Source organism: Mesorhizobium sp. B2-5-13 (assembly GCF_006440535.1).
Lineage (GTDB): Bacteria > Pseudomonadota > Alphaproteobacteria > Rhizobiales > Rhizobiaceae > Mesorhizobium > Mesorhizobium salmacidum.
Window position 1 is genome coordinate 154,134 of sequence record NZ_VFUI01000011.1, and the last position, 21,766, is coordinate 175,899.

At 62.1% G+C, this 21,766-nt stretch carries 19 protein-coding genes and 2 pseudogenes; 9 read left to right on the plus strand and 12 right to left on the minus strand.

Annotation, left to right across the window (positions count from 1 at the left end):
• Positions 1-16: 16 nt before the first annotated feature.
• Together FJ434_RS19475 and FJ434_RS19480 are read right to left on the minus strand one after the other, a co-directional pair.
• Positions 17-721, minus strand: coding sequence for a DUF1223 domain-containing protein (locus FJ434_RS19475; RefSeq protein WP_140715746.1), 705 nt, complete (start codon positions 719-721; stop codon positions 17-19).
• A gap of 153 nt (positions 722-874) precedes the next feature.
• Positions 875-1,957 carry a TadE/TadG family type IV pilus assembly protein gene (locus FJ434_RS19480; RefSeq protein WP_140749808.1) on the minus strand — a complete coding sequence of 361 codons (1,083 nt, stop codon included), beginning with the start codon at positions 1,955-1,957 and terminating at the stop codon, positions 875-877.
• 207 nt (positions 1,958-2,164) lie between these two features.
• Here FJ434_RS19480 and lepA point away from each other — a divergent pair, with 207 nt between their 5' ends.
• Entirely contained in the window at positions 2,165-3,970 is a 1,806-nt protein-coding gene (lepA, locus tag FJ434_RS19485) for a translation elongation factor 4 (RefSeq protein ID WP_140749805.1), read from the plus strand.
• On the opposite strand, the gene FJ434_RS19490 is transcribed toward lepA, so the two are convergent.
• Together FJ434_RS19490 and FJ434_RS19495 are read right to left on the minus strand one after the other, a co-directional pair.
• Positions 3,946-6,054: a DEAD/DEAH box helicase gene (locus tag FJ434_RS19490; protein WP_140749802.1), complete on the minus strand. Its 2,109-nt coding sequence runs from the start codon at positions 6,052-6,054 to the stop codon at positions 3,946-3,948. The two genes, lepA and FJ434_RS19490, sit on opposite strands and share 25 nt — an antisense overlap.
• On the minus strand, positions 6,051-6,881 hold the full coding sequence (locus FJ434_RS19495; protein ID WP_140749799.1) for a DUF1837 domain-containing protein: 831 nt from the start codon (positions 6,879-6,881) through the stop codon (positions 6,051-6,053). Before FJ434_RS19495 ends, FJ434_RS19490 begins: the two co-directional genes overlap by 4 nt.
• A 199-nt stretch (positions 6,882-7,080) precedes the next feature.
• Here FJ434_RS19495 and FJ434_RS29835 point away from each other — a divergent pair, with 199 nt between their 5' ends.
• A complete protein-coding gene (locus tag FJ434_RS29835; protein ID WP_181165990.1) occupies positions 7,081-7,596 on the plus strand; it encodes a hypothetical protein in 516 nt (171 codons plus the stop codon).
• A gap of 964 nt (positions 7,597-8,560) precedes the next feature.
• Here the strand turns inward: FJ434_RS29835 and FJ434_RS19510 are convergent.
• The 3 genes from FJ434_RS19510 to FJ434_RS19520 all read right to left on the minus strand — a co-directional run bounded on the left by FJ434_RS19510 (position 8,561) and on the right by FJ434_RS19520 (position 11,864).
• Positions 8,561-10,201: an ABC transporter substrate-binding protein gene (locus FJ434_RS19510; protein ID WP_140749796.1), complete on the minus strand. Its 1,641-nt coding sequence runs from the start codon at positions 10,199-10,201 to the stop codon at positions 8,561-8,563.
• 471 nt (positions 10,202-10,672) lie between these two features.
• Positions 10,673-11,170, minus strand: coding sequence for a protein-export chaperone SecB (gene secB / locus FJ434_RS19515; RefSeq protein WP_027145705.1), 498 nt, complete (start codon positions 11,168-11,170; stop codon positions 10,673-10,675).
• A gap of 196 nt (positions 11,171-11,366) precedes the next feature.
• Positions 11,367-11,864: an FxsA family protein gene (locus FJ434_RS19520; protein ID WP_027145706.1), complete on the minus strand. Its 498-nt coding sequence runs from the start codon at positions 11,862-11,864 to the stop codon at positions 11,367-11,369.
• Positions 11,865-12,064: 200 nt separating this feature from the next.
• Between FJ434_RS19520 and FJ434_RS19525 the strand changes: the two genes are divergently transcribed.
• Genes FJ434_RS19525 through FJ434_RS19540 form a run of 4 tightly spaced genes read left to right on the plus strand, consistent with a single transcriptional unit; the run spans position 12,065 to position 14,812 of the window.
• A complete protein-coding gene (locus FJ434_RS19525) occupies positions 12,065-12,772 on the plus strand; it encodes a Tim44/TimA family putative adaptor protein (RefSeq protein WP_140507136.1) in 708 nt (235 codons plus the stop codon).
• 21 nt (positions 12,773-12,793) lie between these two features.
• Positions 12,794-13,894: a murein transglycosylase A gene (locus tag FJ434_RS19530; protein WP_140749793.1), complete on the plus strand. Its 1,101-nt coding sequence runs from the start codon at positions 12,794-12,796 to the stop codon at positions 13,892-13,894.
• Positions 13,891-14,421 carry a Smr/MutS family protein gene (locus FJ434_RS19535; protein WP_140715760.1) on the plus strand — a complete coding sequence of 177 codons (531 nt, stop codon included), beginning with the start codon at positions 13,891-13,893 and terminating at the stop codon, positions 14,419-14,421. The genes FJ434_RS19530 and FJ434_RS19535 overlap by 4 nt, the downstream gene beginning before the upstream one ends.
• Before the next feature lie 22 nt (positions 14,422-14,443).
• A complete protein-coding gene (locus FJ434_RS19540) occupies positions 14,444-14,812 on the plus strand; it encodes a helix-turn-helix transcriptional regulator (RefSeq protein WP_140507142.1) in 369 nt (122 codons plus the stop codon).
• 96 nt (positions 14,813-14,908) lie between these two features.
• Here the strand turns inward: FJ434_RS19540 and FJ434_RS19545 are convergent, their stop codons facing one another.
• The 4 genes from FJ434_RS19545 to FJ434_RS19560 form a co-directional block, all read right to left on the minus strand.
• Positions 14,909-15,148 carry a hypothetical protein gene (locus FJ434_RS19545; RefSeq protein ID WP_140749790.1) on the minus strand — a complete coding sequence of 80 codons (240 nt, stop codon included), beginning with the start codon at positions 15,146-15,148 and terminating at the stop codon, positions 14,909-14,911.
• A 215-nt stretch (positions 15,149-15,363) separates the two neighbouring features.
• Positions 15,364-15,978 (minus strand): transglutaminase-like cysteine peptidase, encoded by a 615-nt coding sequence (locus FJ434_RS19550; protein WP_140749787.1) that lies wholly within the window; start codon positions 15,976-15,978, stop codon positions 15,364-15,366.
• Between the two features lie 158 nt (positions 15,979-16,136).
• Positions 16,137-17,414, minus strand: a complete 1,278-nt coding sequence (locus tag FJ434_RS19555) for a polyhydroxyalkanoate depolymerase (protein ID WP_140749784.1) — start codon at positions 17,412-17,414, stop codon at positions 16,137-16,139.
• Between the two features lie 292 nt (positions 17,415-17,706).
• Entirely contained in the window at positions 17,707-18,075 is a 369-nt protein-coding gene (locus tag FJ434_RS19560) for a septal ring lytic transglycosylase RlpA family protein (RefSeq protein ID WP_140507150.1), read from the minus strand.
• Positions 18,076-18,384: 309 nt separating this feature from the next.
• On the opposite strand from FJ434_RS19560, the gene FJ434_RS29840 reads away from it, so the two are divergent.
• Positions 18,385-18,567 carry a hypothetical protein gene (locus tag FJ434_RS29840; protein WP_181165989.1) on the plus strand — a complete coding sequence of 61 codons (183 nt, stop codon included), beginning with the start codon at positions 18,385-18,387 and terminating at the stop codon, positions 18,565-18,567.
• Between the two features lie 59 nt (positions 18,568-18,626).
• Here the strand turns inward: FJ434_RS29840 and FJ434_RS19570 are convergent.
• A pseudogene (locus tag FJ434_RS19570) lies at positions 18,627-19,073 on the minus strand (ATP-binding cassette domain-containing protein); the annotation flags it as partial.
• Between the two features lie 402 nt (positions 19,074-19,475).
• Here FJ434_RS19570 and FJ434_RS19575 point away from each other — a divergent pair.
• Positions 19,476-19,880 (plus strand): annotated as a pseudogene (locus FJ434_RS19575) (Rrf2 family transcriptional regulator); the annotation flags it as partial.
• Positions 19,881-20,109: 229 nt separating this feature from the next.
• The gene (locus FJ434_RS19580) at positions 20,110-21,459 is read left to right on the plus strand and encodes an FAD/NAD(P)-binding protein (protein WP_140749781.1); all 1,350 of its coding nucleotides are present in this window, start codon (positions 20,110-20,112) and stop codon (positions 21,457-21,459) included.
• The last annotated feature ends 307 nt before the right edge of the window (positions 21,460-21,766 follow it).

The window sequence follows — 21,766 nt, forward strand, 5'->3', positions numbered from 1 at the left end:
TCTACTTGGACGCGATCTAGTTGGCGGCGGCGGCCAGGATCGGCCCGCCGCCGGGCGACTGCACCAGCACGGCGGTGCTGAGGCCGCCCGAGGCTGCCGGCAAATCGAGCGTCTTGGCCTCGCCGCTCCAGCTGCCGAGTTTTGTCAGCGCATGCACGACATTGGCGTGCGGCAAGGTGCGGCCGGTGTTTTCGCCGCGCGCCACCGGCACCTCGACGACACCCTTGGTGTAGTGCACCAGCCAGACATCGGCCTTGCCGCCCGGTGCCGCACCGGCGCCGATCGCGACCTTGCCGCCCTCGAGCGACAGCGAGGGACCGCCGGTCTTGGCCGTCGCGGCGATCAGATGTTCGATCTGGCCGGGCGCGGCGCCGACGACATCGGCATGGCCGTTGACCACCACTTGCGGCGTGAACGGTCCGTCATGGCCGAGCGGGCGCTCGTAGGAAACCTGGCGCTGGGTGAACTCCTGCTTGCCGAACGTGTCCTTCCAGCCGAGATAGTCCCAATAGGTGACGTTGAAGGACAGCGCCAGCACGCCGGGCCGGTCCTTGACCTTGATGAGATTGGCATTGGCCGGCGGGCAGGACGAGCAGCCCTGGCTGGTGAACAGCTCGACCACGGTGAGCGGCTGGGCGGCTGCCGCGCCGAGCGAGGCGGCGAGCGCCAGCGCGGCGAAGCCGGACAGTGCGAGAAACCTGCTGGATATGACTGGCGACATCGGTGTGCTCCGTGGGGACGGCGCCACGATGCGCCCGTCATGTCCCCACTTCGCCGCCACCACGAGCTTCGTTACAGCGCTCACCGCTTTGTGATTGAAGAGCGCCAGCGCTTTTTCCCTTCTCCCCCGTGGGAGAAGGAAGACGCGTCTACATCACTGCGTCAGCGCAGTGTCCGAGGGGCGCTTGTTGAAGTCGCATTTGCCGGTGACGTTGTAGAAGAAGTCGGCGTTGCCGACAAGCGCCGGAACCGAGTTGCCGCCGTCTTCCCAGGCCTGATAGGCTGTCGAGCCGCAAGGTACGAGGCCGAAGATGTCGACGACCTGGCCGGTCGCGGTTTCTGTGTAGTTGGTATTGCCGGTCTGTGGATCCTTGATCCCGCTGTAGAGCCGGTTGGAGGTGGCCGGATCATTCGACTTGAGGTATTGCGGGTTCCCTGATGGCACATACATCTGCAAACTGAGGCCACCCATCTGGCTGACATCGATGGACGCGCCGGTGCCATTGGCGGGATACATCGTGTCGACACAGTAAAATTTCGTCAGAAACTTGTCGGTCTGGATCACCGCACCGGCGGGCGGGTTGGAGCCGGCGAGCTTGCAGACCTGCGTCTGGGCCACCGTGCTGACGGTCTTGCCGGTTGAATCAGTCGTAAGGATGCTGGTGGTGGTGGTGCCATACCCCTTCGGGTCTCCGGTCTTGCCATAGACGTAGTCGATCGTCATCAGCGGCTTGGCCACCGTGGCGCCGAATTGCGTGCCGTAGAGCGTCATCGTCTTGTTCCAGTAGCCCGACACTCCGGTGACCTTGAAGTCCGCCTTGACCAGCGCCGGCGGCTTGCTGACCGCCGAGGCCACGGCGATCGGTACGGTGTCAATCCTGGCGATGGTCATGAAGACGGTCGGCATGGCGAAACTTGCCGTGGCCCGCGCGGTGGTGGCGCTGGTGGCGGTGCCACCCACGAAATTGGTCAGCGTCGCGGTGCCTTGTCCGCCATTGGCTATGAAGGAATCCTGCAGCATCGTCTGGCGCTGCGAAAGTGTCGCCGTGGTGTCCATGGTGGTGATCGTCAGGATCGCGGCATCCAGCGCCTGCTGCTGGTTGGACTTGGTCTGGACCGCGCTTGTATAGTCGACCGAGAAGCCGACGGCCGCGATCAGCGGCATCAGCATCACCAGGAAGAGCGGCATCATCGACCCGCTGCGGGAGCGGGCAAAGCCGCGCAAAACCCTGAACATTCCGACCCCCAACAGACATTAGCGTTCGAGCATTTACCATACCGCCGGCAAACCAAGGTCTAATGTGATCGATCAAAGTTTACGCATTCTTCGCCCGCGGGCCGGTTTTCCCGGTTTTTTGGCCGATGTCACCGCTTTGTGACCCGCAAGGCAGCCCTTGCGCCGCAAGCCTTGCCGCCGATTGCCGCCCCTGCTAAAGCGCGCGGCATGAGCACGCCCCTCGACCACATCCGCAATTTTTCCATCGTCGCCCATATCGACCATGGCAAATCCACGCTTGCCGACCGCCTGATCCAGTCCACCGGCGGGCTGGAGCTGCGCGACATGAAGGAGCAGGTGCTGGACTCGATGGACATCGAGCGCGAGCGCGGCATCACCATCAAGGCGCAGACGGTGCGGCTGAAATACCGCGCCAACAATGGCGAGGACTATATCCTCAACCTGATCGACACGCCCGGCCATGTCGACTTCGCCTATGAAGTGTCGCGGTCGCTCGCCGCCTGCGAGGGCTCGCTGCTGGTCGTCGATGCCTCCCAGGGTGTCGAGGCGCAGACGCTCGCCAATGTCTACCAGGCGATCGACAACAACCACGAGATCGTCGTGGTGCTGAACAAGGTCGACCTGCCCGCCGCCGAGCCCGAGCGCATCCGCGAGCAGGTCGAGGAGGTGATCGGCATCGACGCCTCCAACGCCGTGCTGATCTCGGCCAAGACCGGCCTCGGCATTCCCGACGTGCTCGAAGCCATCGTCCACCAATTGCCGCCGCCGCGCGAGGGCGATGCCGCAGCCCCCCTGAAAGCGATGCTGGTCGACAGCTGGTACGACGCCTATCTCGGCGTCATCGTGCTGGTGCGCATCATCGACGGCGTGCTGAAGAAGGGCCAGACCATCCGCATGATGGGCACGGGCGCGAAATACCTGGTCGAGCGCACCGGCGTGTTCACGCCCGCCCGCATCAATGTCGAGGAGCTCGGCCCTGGCGAGTTCGGTTTCTTCACCGGCTCGATCAAGGAAGTGGCCGACACCCGCGTCGGCGACACCATCACCGAGGACAAGCGGCAGACCGCGCATGCCCTGCCCGGCTTCAAGCCGGCGCAGCCGGTGGTGTTCTGCGGCCTGTTCCCGGTCGACGCCGCCGATTTCGAGGATTTGCGCGCCGCCGTCGGCAAACTGCGCCTCAACGATGCCTCTTTCTCTTATGAGATGGAAACCAGTGCGGCGCTCGGTTTCGGCTATCGCTGCGGCTTCCTGGGCCTCTTGCATCTGGAAATCATCCAGGAGCGGCTGGAGCGTGAGTTCAACCTCGACCTGATCGCCACCGCGCCATCGGTCGTCTACCGGCTGCTGCTCAATGACGGCTCGGTGAAGGAACTGCACAACCCGGCCGACATGCCCGACGTGGTGAAGATCTCCGCGATCGAGGAGCCGTGGATCCGCGCCACCATACTGACCCCCGACGACTATCTCGGCGGCATATTGAAACTCTGCCAGGACCGGCGCGGCATCCAGGCCGACCTGTCCTATGTCGGCAAACGCGCCATGCTGACCTACGACCTGCCGCTCAACGAAGTCGTCTTCGATTTCTATGACCGGCTGAAGTCGATCTCAAAAGGCTATGCCTCGTTCGACTATCACCTGACCGACTACCGCGAGGGCGACCTGGTGAAAATGTCGATCCTGGTCAACGAGGAGCCGGTCGACGCGCTGTCGATGCTGGTGCACCGCACGGCGGCGGAAAAGCGCGGCCGGCAGATGTGCGAAAAGCTGAAGGAGCTGATCCCGCACCACCTGTTCAAGATCCCGATCCAGGCCGCGATCGGCGGCAAGGTCATCGCGCGCGAAACCATCTCCGCCCTGCGCAAGGACGTCACGGCGAAGTGCTACGGCGGCGACGTCTCGCGCAAACGCAAGCTGCTGGACAAGCAGAAAGAAGGCAAGAAGCGGATGCGCCAGTTTGGGAAGGTCGATATTCCGCAGGAGGCGTTTATTCAAGCGCTGAAGATGGGCGATTGAGTTGCGAACTCTTCGTTAATCCATCGGCTCATTATGTCTTGGTCTATGAAGTTTTCGCTGTTCTTCATTAGAGCGACGTACTCCGGATACTCCAGGACTTCAGTAGACGATATGTTAAGAGAAATAGCCGTGGGAAATGGAACGCCACTTTCCTCAAAAGATTGGTAGTCCTTAGAGAAAAACCACATGGGCAGACGCCCGCATAATATACTGTAGTCCAAATTTGATATGCTTATTTCACTTGCGATATCTTGCGTCGCCAGCAGAACCTGAGGAAGTGTAAACTCGGCGGCGCGCAGAAAGTTCAACCCAACATCGATCTCAGTTTGGAATTTTAGCGGATCGGATGATCGGCTGAGTTCTTCCAGAAATTCCTTTATCGATGACGAAGATCGAAGCCGGTTCGCATAGAAGGCAGCTTGTCGTCCTGATCGTATATTGTGTTTAGAAAACTCCAGATGTCTCCAGATTAGATCGAATGTTGCCTCCATCTCCTCAAACGATCCCTGGCCGCTCCAGGCGATAAGCGGGTCTTGGTTCCTATCAGCTAGTTCCTCCGCAAGATTATTTAGGCCATCTATCCCGTAGCGCGCCCATCTGCGGAATAGATCTGGAGAAAGGCTGCTCCTCCTAAGAAGACTCTCGCGGCGCCTCCGCGCGCTAGGTCCGAGAGCTTCTATTGGCATACTGGCGATTATCTCATCCGGAGCATTGTCGAACCCATTGAAAAGCGGGATCTCGACTTCAAGGTCCTCACCCAGAGGCGCGTCTCCGAACAAAAAGACCTTTCCAATAAAGTGCTGGAACATCCGCCCAGCTCGTCCTTTGATGTTGTCAAATGTAAACCTGTCCAGTTTATCAGAGCTTATGTAATTGTCGTAGATAATTACATTTTTCGCTTTTGTGTTGACGCCCTCAATCATCGACGATGTGCAAAGAATCGTATCTATTAGGCCATCGTTGAAGAGCGCGATCTGATATTGCGCTAGGGCGCGGGGTATCCGCCCGTGGTGAATGCCGACACCCTTTTCGAGGCAATCGGCAAGTATCCATTGGGAATGATAGTTTTGGCGCACCCACATCGCCAGCTCCAACGCATGCTTGCGCCCCTTGAGCCCTGAGAGGCCTATCGCCTCGATGCCACATTTGTAGGTTGAGCGCGGTGATCGCAGATAGACTAGGGTTTGTTGGCTTCTAACGGTGTCCAACACGTCCAGCAGGCGAGCGGGTTTCGGTTCCTCTTTGGTCAGATGTACGCGCTCTATATCAACTGCCACCGGCGAAAATTCCGATCGCATGAACGGCAATGAGGTCTCTACGTCCCCTTGTTCGTTCACGGAGGATATTGATGGACCAAGCAAGTAAACTTGCTTGGATCGCTTAGAATACATAGACATGACATTATTCAAAGACGCGGACCGCTCGTCACCGCGTTTCAAGTCAAGCTTATAAAACTCGTCAATTACAAAAAGATCTACGTCGCCTATATCTTCTCTCTGTTCAATTCTCTCTTGGGTGCCTAAGAAAATAACGCGACCATGACCTCGTACTTCGGTTCCCTTGGTGATGACCTGATATTCTCGAAAAGCTGGTTTTATGCGGCGCCTGTATTCGTCTAGGAGTGCCAGAGTAGGCACCACTATGACAACCACTTGAGGGTGGCGGAGGCGAATTGTTACGTCGACAAGAAGACTTTTTCCAAAGCTGGTTGGCGCAGACAATATAAGGGAGTTCCCCTTTAACAGATATCCAAGAGCGCCGACTTGTGCTCTGTGAAAGACAATGTTCGGAAACTCGGGCAAGCTCATACAATTTCGAATAAGAGCGTTGGTCCCGTCACTTCTCGAGTCAATGTAAGGATAGAGCCCGGCGAACCGTAAAACGTCGTCAATCATATCGCTGGACCCGCTAAGCGAACGTACAAGGTAATCTCGCCTCGCTACGAGCCGGACGATTAGATCAAGGGCGTCTATCTGCGCTGGCGAATTGTGCCAAAATTTGTGGGCAAAATCGATCAGTTCAAATGCATCCGCGCCTGTGATGGTATCTCCCTGTAGCAAGGATCGCGCTTCGGCCAAATTCATGCGAAAGCCGCCAGCTTCGCGGCCCAGACACCATCTAGTGTGGCCTTGTCGTTCAAAGGGACATAGAGGAAAACAAAGTCGAGATAGGTCCCATGCGCGGCCTGAATTTTTGAACAGATGTCATCTAGCTCGCTGGTCACTGAAGTGAGATATTGGGCGGGAAGTTCCCCAGGCGTTGAAACCTTCGTATTCGCTGCGATAAATATAGGTACAACCATGCGCGAGATTATTTCGTCCAAATTGGTGTCTTCATGGAAGATCCATTGTAGCTTATCGAAATGAGGACTAGATCTCGAAATCTTAGGGCCAATGAGGGATTTGCGCTCTGTTAATATTCCGCTATCCAAGTGGTCGTTTAGGCTGGCGATCGCTTTTTGGATAGCGTTAGACCGATTTGAAAAGAATTTAGACTCTCCTAGCCACAGTTCCAGTTCTCCCGAGCTATCGAGTCGAAAATGAACGATATCAAAGCCCGTGACGGCATCACGGCTTCGCATCTTATAGTGAAGCCGCTTTACGAGCTGCGCCGTATCAAAGTCGCGACTTAAAATCTTGTGAGCCAAAAGCTCACCTATTTCTCCGCCGGAAGATGGATTAGTCGGACTCGTGAAAAATGGGATCGATTTTTCTAGAGTGGAATAAGGCGAAAGAACATTAAGTTCTGCTATCTCCTCTTCTGTAAGAACGAATTCAGGCAGGCTATCAAAAATAAATTTAACGAGCTTCCCGGCCCGCCATTTCGACATTTCGTAGCCGATACAGCATGCGACCGCAGGCAGCGCCTCGTGTCGATTGTCAACAATTATTGGTAGTAAGGATGACGCCACGAACTCCCCCCAGAGCAAACGGCTAACGCATAGATTGCTTATATATACATCCCTTCTTTGTGAGTCGCGCAACCGATCCTAACAAACAACGGCTTCGACGGGCTCAGCGATCGCTATCGGTGAGGATTCGGTTCTCATGGACGCCGCCCTTTAGGAGCCTGCCCTTCGAAGGTATTCTCTCGGCTCGGGAGGACATCACATGCGCACCAACACTTCAGACACCATCGCCTCTCTCGGCCTCGTCATCGGCGGCATCTTCGGCCTTGCCGGCACCTTCGTCGCCAGCGCGCCGCTCCGCGAATCCCTCTGGGCGATCGACGGCGTTGCGCTGGTGGTGGCGGCGGCCTTGCTCACCATGAAATACCAGCGCCTCGGCAATGGTTGCGTCGCCGCGGGCTTCCTGACCTTCCTCGCCGGCGAAAGCCTGCTGCTGGCCGGCAATGCGGCGGGGCTCGAGGCCAGCGTGCCTTCCTATGTCGGCGGTATCTCGCTCTGGGCGGCGGCTCTCATCATGGTCAGCGTGCCCAGCACTTTCGCGCTGTGGATGCGGTTCACCGCGTTCGTCGCCGCCGCGCTGTTCTTCGCCTCTGTGGGCATGGTGCTGTGGGGCACGCCCCTGCTGCCGACCTCGGCGCCACTGCCCGCCGCCGGCTATCCCTTCCTGGTGCTGACCTTCGCCGGCTGGATCTGGACGCTGCTGAGGCCGGCGCGATGAGCGCTTTCGGGCGCAGCGCCGAGACGGTTGAGGGGTGCTGCACGGAGTGAGAGGATGGTGTTTTTCTGCTTTGACTAAGTGGCTTTGACGTCTCGCCAAGCTGGAACACCCCTCATCCGACCTCGCTTCGCGAGGCCACCGCCCTGGGCGAGTCACGGGCCTCGCCCGCCCTTCGGGCCCCACAAGGGGAGAAGGGAAGAACGCTCTTCACCGCCACGAAGCGTGTCCGCTCCGTATTGACATCAGTTGCACACACGCGCCATTGGGCGCTGAACAGGCGCGAGAGACTTTCGGCCGTGACGGCTGTCGCGTGTCCAGTGTCGGTCTGCCCACACTAGAGACGTTCGCCGTTTCCCGGGACGGGTAGGCCTGTCGCCGCCGGTCGCGCGATAAATCCCGGATTGGTACGAATTCATACCAACTGCCCGGCTCGGTTGATCGCGCGGCATAGGCCCGGTACACAAATCGGGCGGCGGACCTTCATCAGGTCGCTAGTGGCCGGCGCGGGGCTCAGGCAATTGTCTCACCGGCATGCGCGCCGGCCATCTTCCCCGGACGATAGGTGAACCAAGGGCGCTCCGCATCGCTCGGGATTCCCGGTGCTGACCTTCGCCGTTGGATCTGGCGCCAGTTGGATCTGGACGCTGCCGAGGGCCGGGCGGCAGCTGATACGTCGAGATCAGCCCCCGTCCGCGACAGGAAGAACTGCGTCGGCGCCGCCCCTCACCTGCCTGCCGGCATCCTCTCCCCGTAAACGGGGCGAGGGACGCTGTCATCGCGGCTTTCGCCAATCGCCAAAGCTTGCAGAAATAGCGCCGGCGTTGCGACCAGCCCCTCTCGCCCCGTTTACTGGGAGTTGAGGAGCGGTCCGCATAGCGGACGAAAAGCCAACTGCTTGGCTTTTCGAGCGACGAACGCCGGCAGGACAGTGAGGGGCGGCGCGACGTTGGCGCAGCGCTCAGCCTCAGCTTTCAATCCAAACCTTCTCGAAATGCTGTTCGAGCGCTTGGTGCTGTTCGCAGCCTTCTATGCCTTTGCGGTAGGTGCGGTAGACCGAGCGCCAGTAGGGCTGGATGATGATGCCTGAGTCGCGCAAATTCTGCTCGATCTTGGCCATGATCTCCTTGCGGGCCTTGGGGTCGGGCATGGCCAGCGCCTTGTCGAGCAGCTCGTCGAATTCCTTGTTGGCATAGGCGCTTTCGTTCCAGGCCGCGCCGGATTTATAAGCCAGCGCCAGCACCTGGACACCGAGCGGGCGGCCGAGCCATTCGGTGCAGGAATAGGGGAACTTGCTCCAGTCGTTCCAGAAGGTGGCGGCGGGCAGCACGGTGCGCTTGATCTTGAGGCCGGCCTCGCGCATCTGCGCGGCGATCGCGTCACCAGTGGTCTTCTGCCATTCGACATCGACCGAGATCAGATCGTATTCATGGTCCGCCTTGCCGGATTCGGCGAGCAGCTTCTTGGCCTCCGCCACATCGCGCTTGGCCGGGCCGATATCGGCATATTCGGGGTGCATGGGGCCGACATGGTGGTTGTCGGCGGGCTTGCCGCGGCCGCTGAGGCCGAGCGCCAGCACGGCCGAATTGTCGACGGCGAGTTGGGCGGCGCGGCGGACCTTGACGTCGTCATAGGGCGGATTGCCGACATTGAAGCGGGCGACGATGGTGGACCCCGTGGCGATCTCGGAATTCTTCAGCCCCATCTTGTCGGTCTGCGAGACGGCATCGGAGGCGGTTTCGTGATCGGTGTCGATCTCGCCGGATTCGAAGGCCGACAGCATGGCGTTGGGGTCGGAGCCGTAGTCGATCCACTGGATGCCGTCGAGGTAGAACTCGCCCTTCCACCACGGCTTGTCCTTGCGCTTCACCTCCGCTCCGGTCTCGGCGTCCCATTTGACCAGCTCGCAGGGACCCGTGGTGATCGCCAGAGCCTTCAGGGGATCGCCGTCGCCATCATAGGAGCGGTGCATGATCAGCGCGGGATAGTCGGCCATGCCGGCGATCAGCGAGATGTCGGGTTTTGGCAAATTCAGCTTTATGGTGAAGTCGTCGACCTTCTCGATGCCGCCATCGACCACCTTCTTGGTGTCGGCATTGACCAGCGCGCCCATGCGTGCGGCGACCGAATTGCCGGCAACGCCGGCCTCGCACCAGCGGGTGAGGTTGTGGACGACATCGTCGGCATTGAAGGCATCCCCGTTTGACCAGGTGATGCCCTTGCGCACATGCAGCGTCAGCGTCCTGGCGTCGTCGCTCATCTCCCATTTTTCCAGCAGCCAGGGCTCGAACGAAAAATCGGTGTTCCAGCGCACCAGATATTCGTTGCAGTGGCGCGCGACGTTGGACATTTCGACGCCATCGAAGGTGCGCGGGTCCTTGAAGCCCTTGACGTTCATGGCGACGCGCAAGGTTCCGCCCTTCTTCGGTTCGGCGGCGCGGGCCGGGGTCGCGGCGATGCCGCCCAGGGCAAAAGCGCCGGCGGCGCTGACGCCGAGCCCGGCCATCAGCGCCAGATATTCGCGGCGGCTGATGCCGCCGGTCCTGAAATCGTCGGCGACGGGTTTGGCCCGCGGGTGAAGCTTGCGGTCGGTCAGCATGAATTTCATCGTCGTTCCCTCTTTTGTTGGTGCATGCCGCCCAAGGTGCCCGGCGGTCATCACAGGCTCGCCAATGCGGGGGCGGCTGCGACCGCCGGGGCGCCATTGCCGAGAGGGAATGATAAAGCGGGGTAACGTGGCGAAATGTTCTGGAATCCGCAGGAGTTGTGCGGCGCTCCGCAGGACTGGCAGGGGACGCTCCACGGCCTCTCCTTCGTCATCCACGGGCGAAGCGGACGCGCAGACCCGAGGATCCATGCCGCGACCTCAGCCGTGGAGTGCAGCGGAGCAGCTTCTGGACCGTGGCAACGCTCGGGAGTCCCGGCATGGATCCTATGGTCTGCGCCGCGTCGCTTCGCTCCTTGCTCCGCCATAGGATGACGAAGAGAGAGGCGGTGGCGCCAGGGCGACGCCAAGCCTACGCCAACAAAAAAACCCGGCGCGAGGCCGGGTTTTTCAAGGTATCCTGTCAGCCGAGCCTCAGCTCACCTTGGTCTGCGATGCGGCCTGGTCCTCGGCGATCTTCTGCTGGAACATCTGCGCGAAATCGATCGGGTCGAGCATCAGCGGCGGGAAGCCGCCATTGCGCGTCGCCTCGGCAATGATCTGGCGGGCGAAGGGGAACAGAAGGCGCGGGCATTCGATGAACAGGATCGGCAGCATGTGCTCCTGCGGGAAGCCCGAAATGGCGAAGACGCCGCCATAGACCAGCTCGACGTTGAACAGCACTTCCTGGTCGAAGGAAGCCTTGGCGTTCAGCGTCAGGTTGACGTCGAACTGCTTGTCGGAGAGCGGGTTGGCGTTGACGTTGACGTTGATGGCGATGCCGGGCGCCTTGTCGCGGCCGCGCAGCGAATTCGGCGCGCCGGGGCTTTCGAAGGACAGGTCCTTGACATACTGGGCCAGGACGTTGAGCGAGGGCTGCGTCGCGTTGCCGTTGCCGTTGGCGCCGACCGGCGCGTCATCATTGCTGGCCATGAGCCGATATCCTTTTTCCCCTGTGCAGTCTCGCTCACCGAATAATCGGGGCTGACCGAATTGAAATCGGGCGTTCGCTACCATGGCCGGCATGACAAGACAAGGTTTGCCGCCTTGCTTGTCGCGTCGTCATTCCCGGGCGAAGCAGGCGCGTCGCTCCGCTCCTTGCTCCGCCCCAGGATGACGAAGAGAAGCCTCAGTCGTCCTTCAGCCGCCGCCACGGCGAGTTGTGGTCCGGGCCGCGCTTGAGATCGTCCTCGCGCGAATAGTCGCCGTCTTCGAGGTCGATGACCTTGTCGCGCTGGCGGCGGAAGCCGCCGGTGGAGAAATCGGTGGCCACGACGATGCGGCCTTTCAGCCTGCTCCAGGCAAGGTCGCGCACCGGCGGCAGGAACAGGAGCAGGCCGATGATGTCGGTGATGAAGCCGGGGATGATCAAAAGGATCGCCGCGACCACGATCATGGCGCCATGGGCGAGCTGGCCGCTGGGGTCCCGGCCGGCAGCCATCTCGGCGCGGATGCGGGTCATGACGCCGAAACCCTGGTGGCGCAGCAAAAGCACGCCGGCGAAGCTCGATGCCAGCACCAGGCCGACCGTGGCCAGCGCGCCGACCTCACGGCCGACGACGACGAAACCGGCGATTTCCAGCAACGGCAGCGCGAGGAGAAAGAAGGGAAGCAGCGAAATGCGCAAGTCTTTACCGACCATTCGATTGTTTTGTCCCGCCGGCGACCAATCGCCGCTGGCACGGAGGCTGTTAGATAGGTATGCCTGCCTTTGATTTGAATGATTGCGCCTTGCGTTCTATATGCTTTGAATGGTGAACGCTATGCGACCGCGGCCTGTCGGCTGGGACGGTCCGGCCTAGAGGCAGGGATTGATTGGCGGAAAATATGGGCTTCTTCGACTTCGGCACGATTTTCTTCCTGATCGCGGCGGTGGTGATCTTCTTCCAGCTGCGCAACGTGCTGGGCCGTCGGACCGGTAGCGAGCGGCCGCCCTTCGATCCCTATACGGCGGCGCGCACCGACAAGGACGCCACGCAGAAGCCCGAAAACGTGGTTTCGCTGCCGCGCAAGCGGGCGCCCGGGGAGCCGGTGCCGGCAGACACCTATACGGCCATCGACGCCTTCGCCAAGCCCGACACCGATCTCAACAAAGGCCTGCGCGCGATCAAGGACAATGATCCGTCCTTCGACCCCAAGGGGTTCGTCGACGGCGCCAAGATGGCCTATGAGATGATCGTCATGGCCTATGCCGACGGCGACCGCAAAACGCTGAAGAACCTTCTGTCGCGCGAGGTTTATGACGGCTTCGTCGCGGCGATCGGCGAGCGCGAGGCCAAGTCGGAAAAAATCCAGTCCTCCTTCGTCGGCATCGACAAGGCCGACATCGTCTCGGCCGAGATGAAGGGCGGCGAGGCGCATGTGACGCTGCGCATCATCAGCGAACTGATCTCGGCGACGCGCGACCAGGCCGGCACGGTCATCGACGGCGACCCCGAAACGGTGGCCGAGGTCAAGGATGTCTGGACTTTCGCCCGCGACACGCGCTCACGCGATCCGAACTGGAAGCTCGTCGCCACCGAAGAAGAAGACTGAGTCCGGAACAGGCGGGCTCCGGTGTCGCTGTCGCCCCTCCTTGTTGAAAGGTCCTTCGGCGACCTGCCCGGTTGGGGTGACGACGACCATCTGCCGGCCTTCGAGGCCTTTGCCCGCTCCGCCTTCCATGTGCCGGTAAAAGCCTATCGCAGCGGTGCGCTGGGTGTCGATTTCGGCGCCTTCGCCGAGGCCTATGCGCAAGCGCGCGGCGCCGCGCCGGCGAACCGATCCGAGGCCCGCGCCTTCTTCGAGCGCCATTTCGTGCCCATGCTGGTCCGGCCGGAGACCGGCGCCGGCCTCGTCACCGGCTTCTACGAGCCTCAAGTCGAGGCCTCGCCGGTACGGAGCGAGCATTTTGCCGTGCCGCTGCTGTCGCGTCCGGCCGACCTCGTCGATGTCGACGACGCCAACCGGCCCGCCGGGATGGATCCTTACCTTGCCTTCGCCCGCCGGACCGCCGACGGGCTGACCGAACATCCCGACCGTGGCGCGATCGAGCGCGGCGCGCTCGCCGGCCAGGGACTGGAGATCGCCTGGCTGGCCGACAAGGTCGATGCCTTCTTCATCCATGTGCAAGGCGCGGCGCGGCTTGCCATGACCGATGGCCGGCTTTGCCGCGTCACCTACGCCGCCAAATCCGGCCAACGTTTCACCGGTCCGGGCAAAATCCTGAGCGAGCTGCGCGAAATTCCGCTCGCCGACGTGACGATGCAGTCGATCCGCGCCTGGTTCAAGGCGCATCCGGAGCGGGTCGACGAGATCCTGTGGCAGAACCGCTCCTATATCTTCTTTCGCGAGGCCCCGGTGGACGACGCCGCGCTGGGGCCGATCGCGGCCGCCAAGGTGCCGCTGACGCCGGGCCGCTCGGTGGCCGTCGACCGGCTGCTGCACACATTCGGCACGCCTTTTTACATCGACGCGCCGACGCTTGCCGCCTTCGACAAACGACCGTTCCGCCGGCTGATGATCGCGCAGGACACCGGCTCGGCCATCACCGGGCCGGCGCGCGGCGACCTGTTCGCCGGCTCGGGCGATGCCGCTGGCGAGATCGCCGGGGTGGTGCGCAACGCCGCCGATTTTTACGCGCTGGTGCCACGCGCGCTGGCCGGGGGCGCAAAATGAGCAGGCGCCCGGATAAACTCAGCGAGGATGACCGGGTGCTGTGGAGCCTGGTGGCGCGCACCGCCAAGCCGCTCAAGGGTCGTGCCGCCGTCGACATTCCAGATTTGGCCGTCGATGCCAGGCCGACGCCGTCGCAACCGGCTCAGCCCGTTGCCAACGCGTCGGGCGCGGCAAAGCCGAAGGTCCAGCATGTCACGCACCGGCTCGATGAGCCGACGCTGGACAAGTTGCAAAAAGGCCGGCTGCCGATCGAGGGCCGCGTCGACCTGCATGGCATGACGCAGGACGAGGCCTATTCGCTGCTGTTCTCGTTCCTGCACCGGGCGCATGCCGGCGGCGTCCGCTATGTGCTGGTCATCACCGGCAAGGGGTCGTCCTCCGGCGGCGATGGCGTCCTGCGGCGCGCCGTGCCGGCCTGGCTGTCGACACCGGCGTTCCGGCCGCTGGTCTCCAGCCACGACCATGCCGCCCGCAACCATGGCGGCTCGGGCGCGCTCTATATCAGGCTGCGGCGGGCACGCTCATGAGGGCTCTCAGGAGGCCGGGCGCATGACGCCGTTCGGCGAGAAGCTGCGCGCGCTGAGGGCCGAACGCGGCGTCAGCCAGAAAGACATGGCGGCGGCGATCGGCGTCAGCGCCGCCTATCTGTCGGCGCTCGAGCATGGCAGGCGCGGCGCGCCGACCTGGACGCTGATCCAGAAGATCATCGGCTATTTCAACATCATCTGGGACGACGCCGAGGAACTGGCGCGGCTGGCCGAAACCTCGCATCCGCGCGTGAAACTCGATACGTCGGGTCTTTCCCCCGCCGCCACCGAACTTGCCAATCTTCTGGCCGAGAACATCGAAAAGCTGGATGAGGCCGCGCTTCTGCGCATCACTGCGTCGATCCGCGCGGCACTCGGCCGGCGATCCTAGAAGCGGGTTTCCGCCCGGACTTTACGGCGGCCGGGCGATCGCCCGATCGCAAGACAGCGCCCGCCGGCGAGCAGCCGGCGAGCAGCCGTGGTGAGATCATTTCTTGCCGGCCGTGCTGCCGCCATTGCCGCCACGGCCATGATCGCCATGATCCTGGCCGCCATGTCCGCCGCCTAGGCAGTCCGATGCGCCGGCGGCGCCGCAACAGCGGCCGGCCCACAGGTCGTTGAGGTTGCTGTTGGCGCAGCTTGGAATGGTCTGGCCGGCCAGAGCGGATCCGGTCAGGGCCGAAACGGCAGCGGCGGCGAGAAGGGTGTTGCGCAGAAAAGCAGTCATTCGAGGTCTCCATGGTTGGGTTTCTATCGTCCACGGCTGTGTGTCGCCGGGCGAACGGAAATGGTTCACGGAGAGGTGCGAATTTTTTGGACGGAGGTGCGCGGCGGAGCCTCCTCGTCTTCGTCATCCGCGGGCGGAGCGGCAACGAAGCGGACGCGTAGACCCGAGGATGACGAAGCGCTGAGAGTGCGCAGCCCTAACCGGACGGCTTTCCCCTACTGTACCGAGCCCACCAGAACCTGCTGGCCGCCGCGGATCGAGACCCAGCGGCCGGTGTTGTCGATCGCCTGGCGCTTGAGGAAGCGGTAGCCGGTCTCGTCCCAGGGCTTGACCTTGTCGGTCAGATTGTCGAGCACATAGTCGCCGCCGTCGGTGCGCACGGTCAGCACGGCGTGGCCTTCCCCGTCGGGCTTGCGCACCACGGTCATCAAGAGATCGGCGAGCGACATGCCCATGCGGGACAGCTGGCGCCGCTTCTCCAGCACGTAATCCTCGCAGTCGCCGACGCCCTTGTCGGGATAGGCCCAGACCTCGTCCTTGCCGTAGATGTCCATGTCGCTCATCGGCTTGACGGCGGCATTGACCCTTGCGGTGACGTTGACCAGCTTGCGCATCAACCCGTCGGTCAGGACCGCCGGCGCGAGGTTGGCAGGGCGGATCGAGCATTCACCCGGCCGCTGCTTGCAGAAATCGTAATGGCCGATCGGTTGTGAGGTGAGGCCCCCGGTCGCCATCGCGTCCGAAGCCCAGGCCGGTGTCATCCAGCCCCCCGTTAACGCCAGCCCGGCTGCCGCGCATACGCGCAGCCTTCGCGTGATTGAGGAATTCATTGTCCCCGCTCGCCCTGTTGTTAACGAAACGTTAAGGGCGATTTACACTCCGTGTCAATTAAGACATCGAGTTGATTTGCGGCATGGTTACCCGCGGGGAGGGACAGCGGCACTTACGCAACAGAATCGGATCCGCGGCCGGCCCTGTTTCAAAACGCCTACCGCTTGGCGGTGCGGACCAGTTTCGGCTTCACCGCCACCCGGGTCTGGCGGCCATAGCTGGTGATGAAGTCGACGATGCGCGGCACGATCTCCGAGCGGAAGCGCGAGCCGTTGAAGACGCCGTAATGGCCGACCGCCGGCTGCACATAGTGCGCCTTCTTGTCGGCGGGGATGTTGACGCACAGGTCCTGCGCCGCCTTGGTCTGGCCAAGGCCCGAAATGTCGTCGTTCTCGCCCTCGACCGTGAACAGGGCGACGTTGCGGATAACCGACGGATCGATCCTGGTGCCGCGATGCGTCATCTCGCCCTTGGGCAGGGCATGGCGCACGAAGACGGTGTCGACGGTCTGCAGGTAGAACTCCGCCGTCAGGTCCATCACCGCCAGATATTCGTCATAGAAGTCACGGTGCTTTTCGGCGTTGTCGCCATCGTGCTTCACAAGGTGCATGAAGAACTCCTTGTGAGCGATGATGTGGCGGTCGAGATTCATGCTCATGAAACCCGAAAGCTGCAGGAAACCGGGATAAACCTCGCGGCCGAAGCCCGGCACCGGCCAAGGCGCGCGCATGACGACGTTGTCGCGGAACCAGTCGATGCCCTTTTCCTTGGCCAGCAGATTGACGGCGGTCGGGTTGCGGCGGGTGTCGATCGGCCCGCCCATCAGGGTCATCGTCGAAGGGACGAAAGGGTCGCCCTTCGCCTCCATCAGCGCCACGGCCGCAAGCACCGGCACGGAAGGCTGGCACACGCCCATCACATGCGTGTCCGGACCCAGCGTGTGCAGCATGTCGATGAGGTAGTCGATATAGTCGTCGAGATCGAAGCTGCCATCGGCCAGCGGCACCATGCGAGCATCGACCCAGTCGGTGATATGGACATCGGCATAGGGCAGCATCGCCTCGACCGTGCCGCGCAGCAGCGTCGCGTAATGGCCCGACATCGGCGCCACGATCAAAAGCTTCGGGTCGGCCTTGCGTCCGGCTGGAACGGCGCGCTCGAAACGGACGAGATTGCAGAACGGCTTCGACCAGACTGTCTTTTCGGTGACAGCGACGCTCTTCCAGTCGACCACGGTCTTGTCCAGGCCGAATTGCGGCTTGCTGTAGCGGCGCGTGGTGCGCTCGAACAGTTCGGCGCCTGCCGCGACCGAACGGCCCCAATGCGTGTGCGAAACCGGGTTGAGCGGATTGGAGTAGAACAACCGGACCGCGTCGGCATAGAGCCGCGCCGGCTGCAGGGCGGCATGGTTCATCTCGTAGAGCTGGTAGAACATCCGTTACCCCGCGACCGAAGGGACGACGAACAGCGCCGATCCCTAGATGTCTCGCGGGGAAGTTAACAACTAATTGCTGCGATGCAATACGTCACGTGGCGTGACTAATGCTAATTTCGTCCAAAGCCTTGAAAACCAGCGCCGGACGGCACAGCCGGCTCAATGTGCAGTGCCGAAATGTGTAGGATATGTGTCAGGCCTTCGCACCGGACACCGACCATGATCCCGAAAGTTCCCGTTTTGCTCCGCTGGCCTGCGGTGCGGGAGAGATCATGGTCAGGAGACGATCAGATCAGACGCGCGCCATGCAGACGGAAGTCTGACCGGAGCCGATGAAGCCGAGCTGGCCGGCGGCGCCCTTCGACAGGTCGAGCACGCGGCCCTTGATGAAGGGACCACGATCGTTGATGCGCACCACGACGCTGCGGCCGTTGTTCTTGTTGGTGACCCGCAATTTGGTGCCGAAAGGCAGCGTGCGATGGGCGGCGGTCAGCCCCGAGGGGTTCATACGCTCGCCCGATGCGGTTTTCGAGTGCAGCGCGTACCAGGAAGCGCGGCCACACTGACCGGTGGCGGCGGTTGCCGAAGTGGCGGAGGCGCCGACCATCAGGCCAACAGCGATCGTTACCGCGACAAGCGCAGTCTGTTTTGGGGTCTTCATATTTGGGGGATGGCTCCGTTTTTTGACAGACCCCAGCCGTTAGGAAAAGAATAAGGCACGAAATGCGGCGGTGATTTGGCGGTTCCATGGCAAGATCACACGTTTGGAGTCATCGGGTAACAGTCTGTCAGGGACTTTTTGGCGCGCCGAAACCAGTTTCGATCATGTTTTGATCGGCACGAAGGACTTTTATGACAAGATCCAGCGTTGATCTCCAAATAGAAGTCTGCACGATCTGGCCACTTCCTTCGGCTCTTTCATCACGGCGATAGCGCCGCAATCGATCGACTTGAAAAACGGGATCCGACAATGAGACTGACCAAAAATCTGCTGGCCATGATCGTTCTGGCCATGGGCGCCCTGTGGTCGCTGCAAGGCAACGGCGTGGTCGGCGGCAGCTTCATGACCGGCCAGTCGCAATGGCTCTATATCGGTCTCGCCGCCATGCTGGCCGGCCTGGCCGGGCTGGTGTGGGCGAACCGTTCGCCCTGAAACTCTTGTTTGGCGCGATCCCGGACGGAAAAGTCGTTTCATACTTTTCCGAAATGACCTTAACCGAACAGCTGGTCGAGAATCCTGCCTTCGAGACGGGCAAGCTCGGCGGAACCGCGGCGGCGCGGTCGTTCCACCGGCACATCCAGATCGAGCGCGATCTTGCCGCCGCTGACCACCACCACCCGGTCGGCGAGCGCAACCGCTTCGGCGACATCATGCGTGACCAGCACGGCGGTGAATTTCTGGGCAATCCAGATACGCTCAAGCAATTGCTGCATCTCGATACGGGTCAGCGCGTCGAGCGCCCCGAGCGGCTCGTCGAGCGCCAGGACCTGCGGGTAACCGACCAGCCCGCGGGCCAGCGCCACGCGCTGCTTCTGGCCGCCGGACAGCACCGAGGGCCATTCATCGGCTCGGTCGGCGAGGCCAACCTCGCCTAGAATGCCGAGCGCGCGTTGCCTTGCTTCCGAGCCGGAGGCGATCCCGGTCAACCCGACCTGAACGAGAATTCCGATTTGGCACCTCCTCCAGCAAATCGATGCTTCAAATGGGGGAGAATTTAAAATCACGTTCCGCGCGCCGATGATTAAGTATAGTAACCTTATCGACATAGAGTGATCGACGATGACGGGCTACACCCCGCCTATCGGGCAATCGCCGGCGTCGTCGGATCCCGGCTGCAAGCCTCCGTGCAGGCAAGCCACGCTTCTGTGTCCCTGGCGTCACAAGGCGGGTCTAAAGTCATCGCAACGGCTTGAAAACCAAACAAGATCAACCGCAATTGGCTTGTATATCATGTCGCTAGAATTTATGTGTGATGGATGCTTCGGCGCGGCGGGGAGGCACGCCAGGCGTTTCGCAACGGATGGCCTAGGGCCATCGCATGACAGAGAAACGTTCGGTTCATGCTCACCAAAAAAGGCAAGTACGGCCTCAAGGCGCTCGTCCATCTCGCGCGGATGCCGGCAGGACAGCTCGCCTTCGTCGGCGATATCGCGACCGGCAACAACATCCCGAAGAAGTTTCTCGACGCCATTCTCGGCGAGCTGCGCAATGCCGGCTTCGTCCAGAGCCGCAAGGGCAAGGAGGGCGGCTACCGCCTGGCGCGGCCCGCCGACGAGATCAGGGTCGGCCACGTCGTGCGCGTCCTCGACGGGCCGCTGGCCCCGATCCCCTGCGCCAGCCGCACACAATATCAGCGCTGTGAAGACTGCAACGAGGCGACATGCCAAGTCCGACATCTGATGCTCGAGGTCCGGCAGGCGATCGCCGAGGTCCTCGACCAGCGCAGCCTCGCCGAGATGCGCGACATCGCCGACGATCTTACGATCGCGAGGGACGCCGACGATCTTACGATCGCGAGGGACGCCGACGATCTTACGATCGCGAGGGATGCCGACGATCTTACGATCGCGTCGGGCGCCGACGATCTTACGATCGCGTCGGGCATGAGCGACCTCCCGGTCGCGCGGGACGACCTGCCGGTCGTGGTGAAGGTCCAGGCCTGAAGCCGGCGCCTGGCACGGGGCTCGCTTGCGCATGACCGGGCGGACCGTTTCCATCACCCCCAGTTCCATCATCATCGTCGGCGGCGGCGCCAGCGGCGTCGTGCTGGCCGCCCATCTGCTCAAATCGCCCAATCCGGACCTGCGCGTCACACTGATCGAAAAGCGCCCGCATTTCGGCCAGGGCATCGCCTATTCGACGCTGCTGTCGGCGCATGTGCTGAATGTCAGTGCGGCCGGCATGAGCGCCTATGCCGACGATCCCGGCAATTTCTGGCGCTGGCTGCTGGAACGGGGGCTGGCGACACCGGAGCAGGCTCCGGTCTACGCGCCGCGCAGCCTCTATGCGCGCTATCTCAAGGAATTGCTCGACGATCTGGAGACGCGCGAGCGCGAGACCGGCCGGCTGCGCCTGATCCGCGAGGAGAGCCTGTCGATTTCGCCCACCGGATCCGGCGTCGAGGTTGCGCTCGCCAACGGCACCAGCGTGGTTGCCCATCTTGCCGTGCTGGCCACCGGCCATGACGAACAGCCCGCGCAGGGCCATGCGATCCGGATGGGCTCGGAGGCCGATACCGCGCTCGATCCGGACAGCCGGATCGTGGTGCTGGGCACCGGGCTCAGCATGGTCGATGCCTTACTTTCCCTGGAGCAGCGCGGCCATCGCGGCGACATCATCGCGGTGTCGCGGCGCGGCCTGCTGCCCTCGCCGCACCGCAAGGGCAATCCGATCAAGCTCGACGTCGCCGACATCCCGCTCGGCACCCAGCTCTCCTATTTCGTCGGCTGGTTCCGCGACCTCATCCGCGAGAACCAGAAGGCCGGCGTCGACTGGCGCGACGTCGTCGACGGCCTGCGCCCCTTCAACCAGAAGATCTGGCAGAACTGGCCCGCCTCGGCCAAGCGCCGCTTCGTCGAACACACCAAGGCCTGGTGGGACATCCATCGCCATCGCATGGCACCCGAGGTCTACGCCAAGGTGACGGAGGCCGTGCAATCGGGACGCATCCGGCCGATCGCCGGGCGCGTCGTCGGCGTCACGCCGGGCGACGGCTTCGCGGTCGAGGTCCAGTCGCGCCACACACAGCGTCTCGAAACATTCGACGTCGCCCGCATCTATGATTGCTCCGGCATCGTGCGCGACATCTCGACCTCGTCGAACAGCGTGGTGCGCTCGCTGGTCGACCGCGGCCTGGCGCGTCCCGATCCGCTGCGCATCGGCCTCGACGTCTCGGCCAATTGCGAGATTATCGCCGCCGACGGCACCGTCTCGCGAAAAATCCTCGCCGTCGGGCCGTTGACGCGCGGCACCTTCTTCGAGATCGACGCCATTCCCGATATCCGCGTCCAGTGCGCCAGGCTGAGCAAGCTGTTGCTGGGATAGAGCAATTCCGGCGGCGATCGTATATTCGGCAGACCCGCATCCGGCTCAACCCGAAAGCGTCTTCCGCGATCGCACCATAGTCGGCTGAGTGCAGTCTGGTATTTAGCCCAGGTGGCCCTATCTGGGCCGAACAACTTCCGTTCTTAGCTATAAGACGGCAGGACTAAAGTCTTGCGCACCGGTAGGCCTTGGTCCGAGGGGCCTTCAAACGTTCCGGACTTGTCCATTGGACGTTCCGCACTTTAGCCAATTAAGATATTCACGGCTTGACGCAGACCTCTTGCAAAGGGAGCGCGATGCTCCCGCC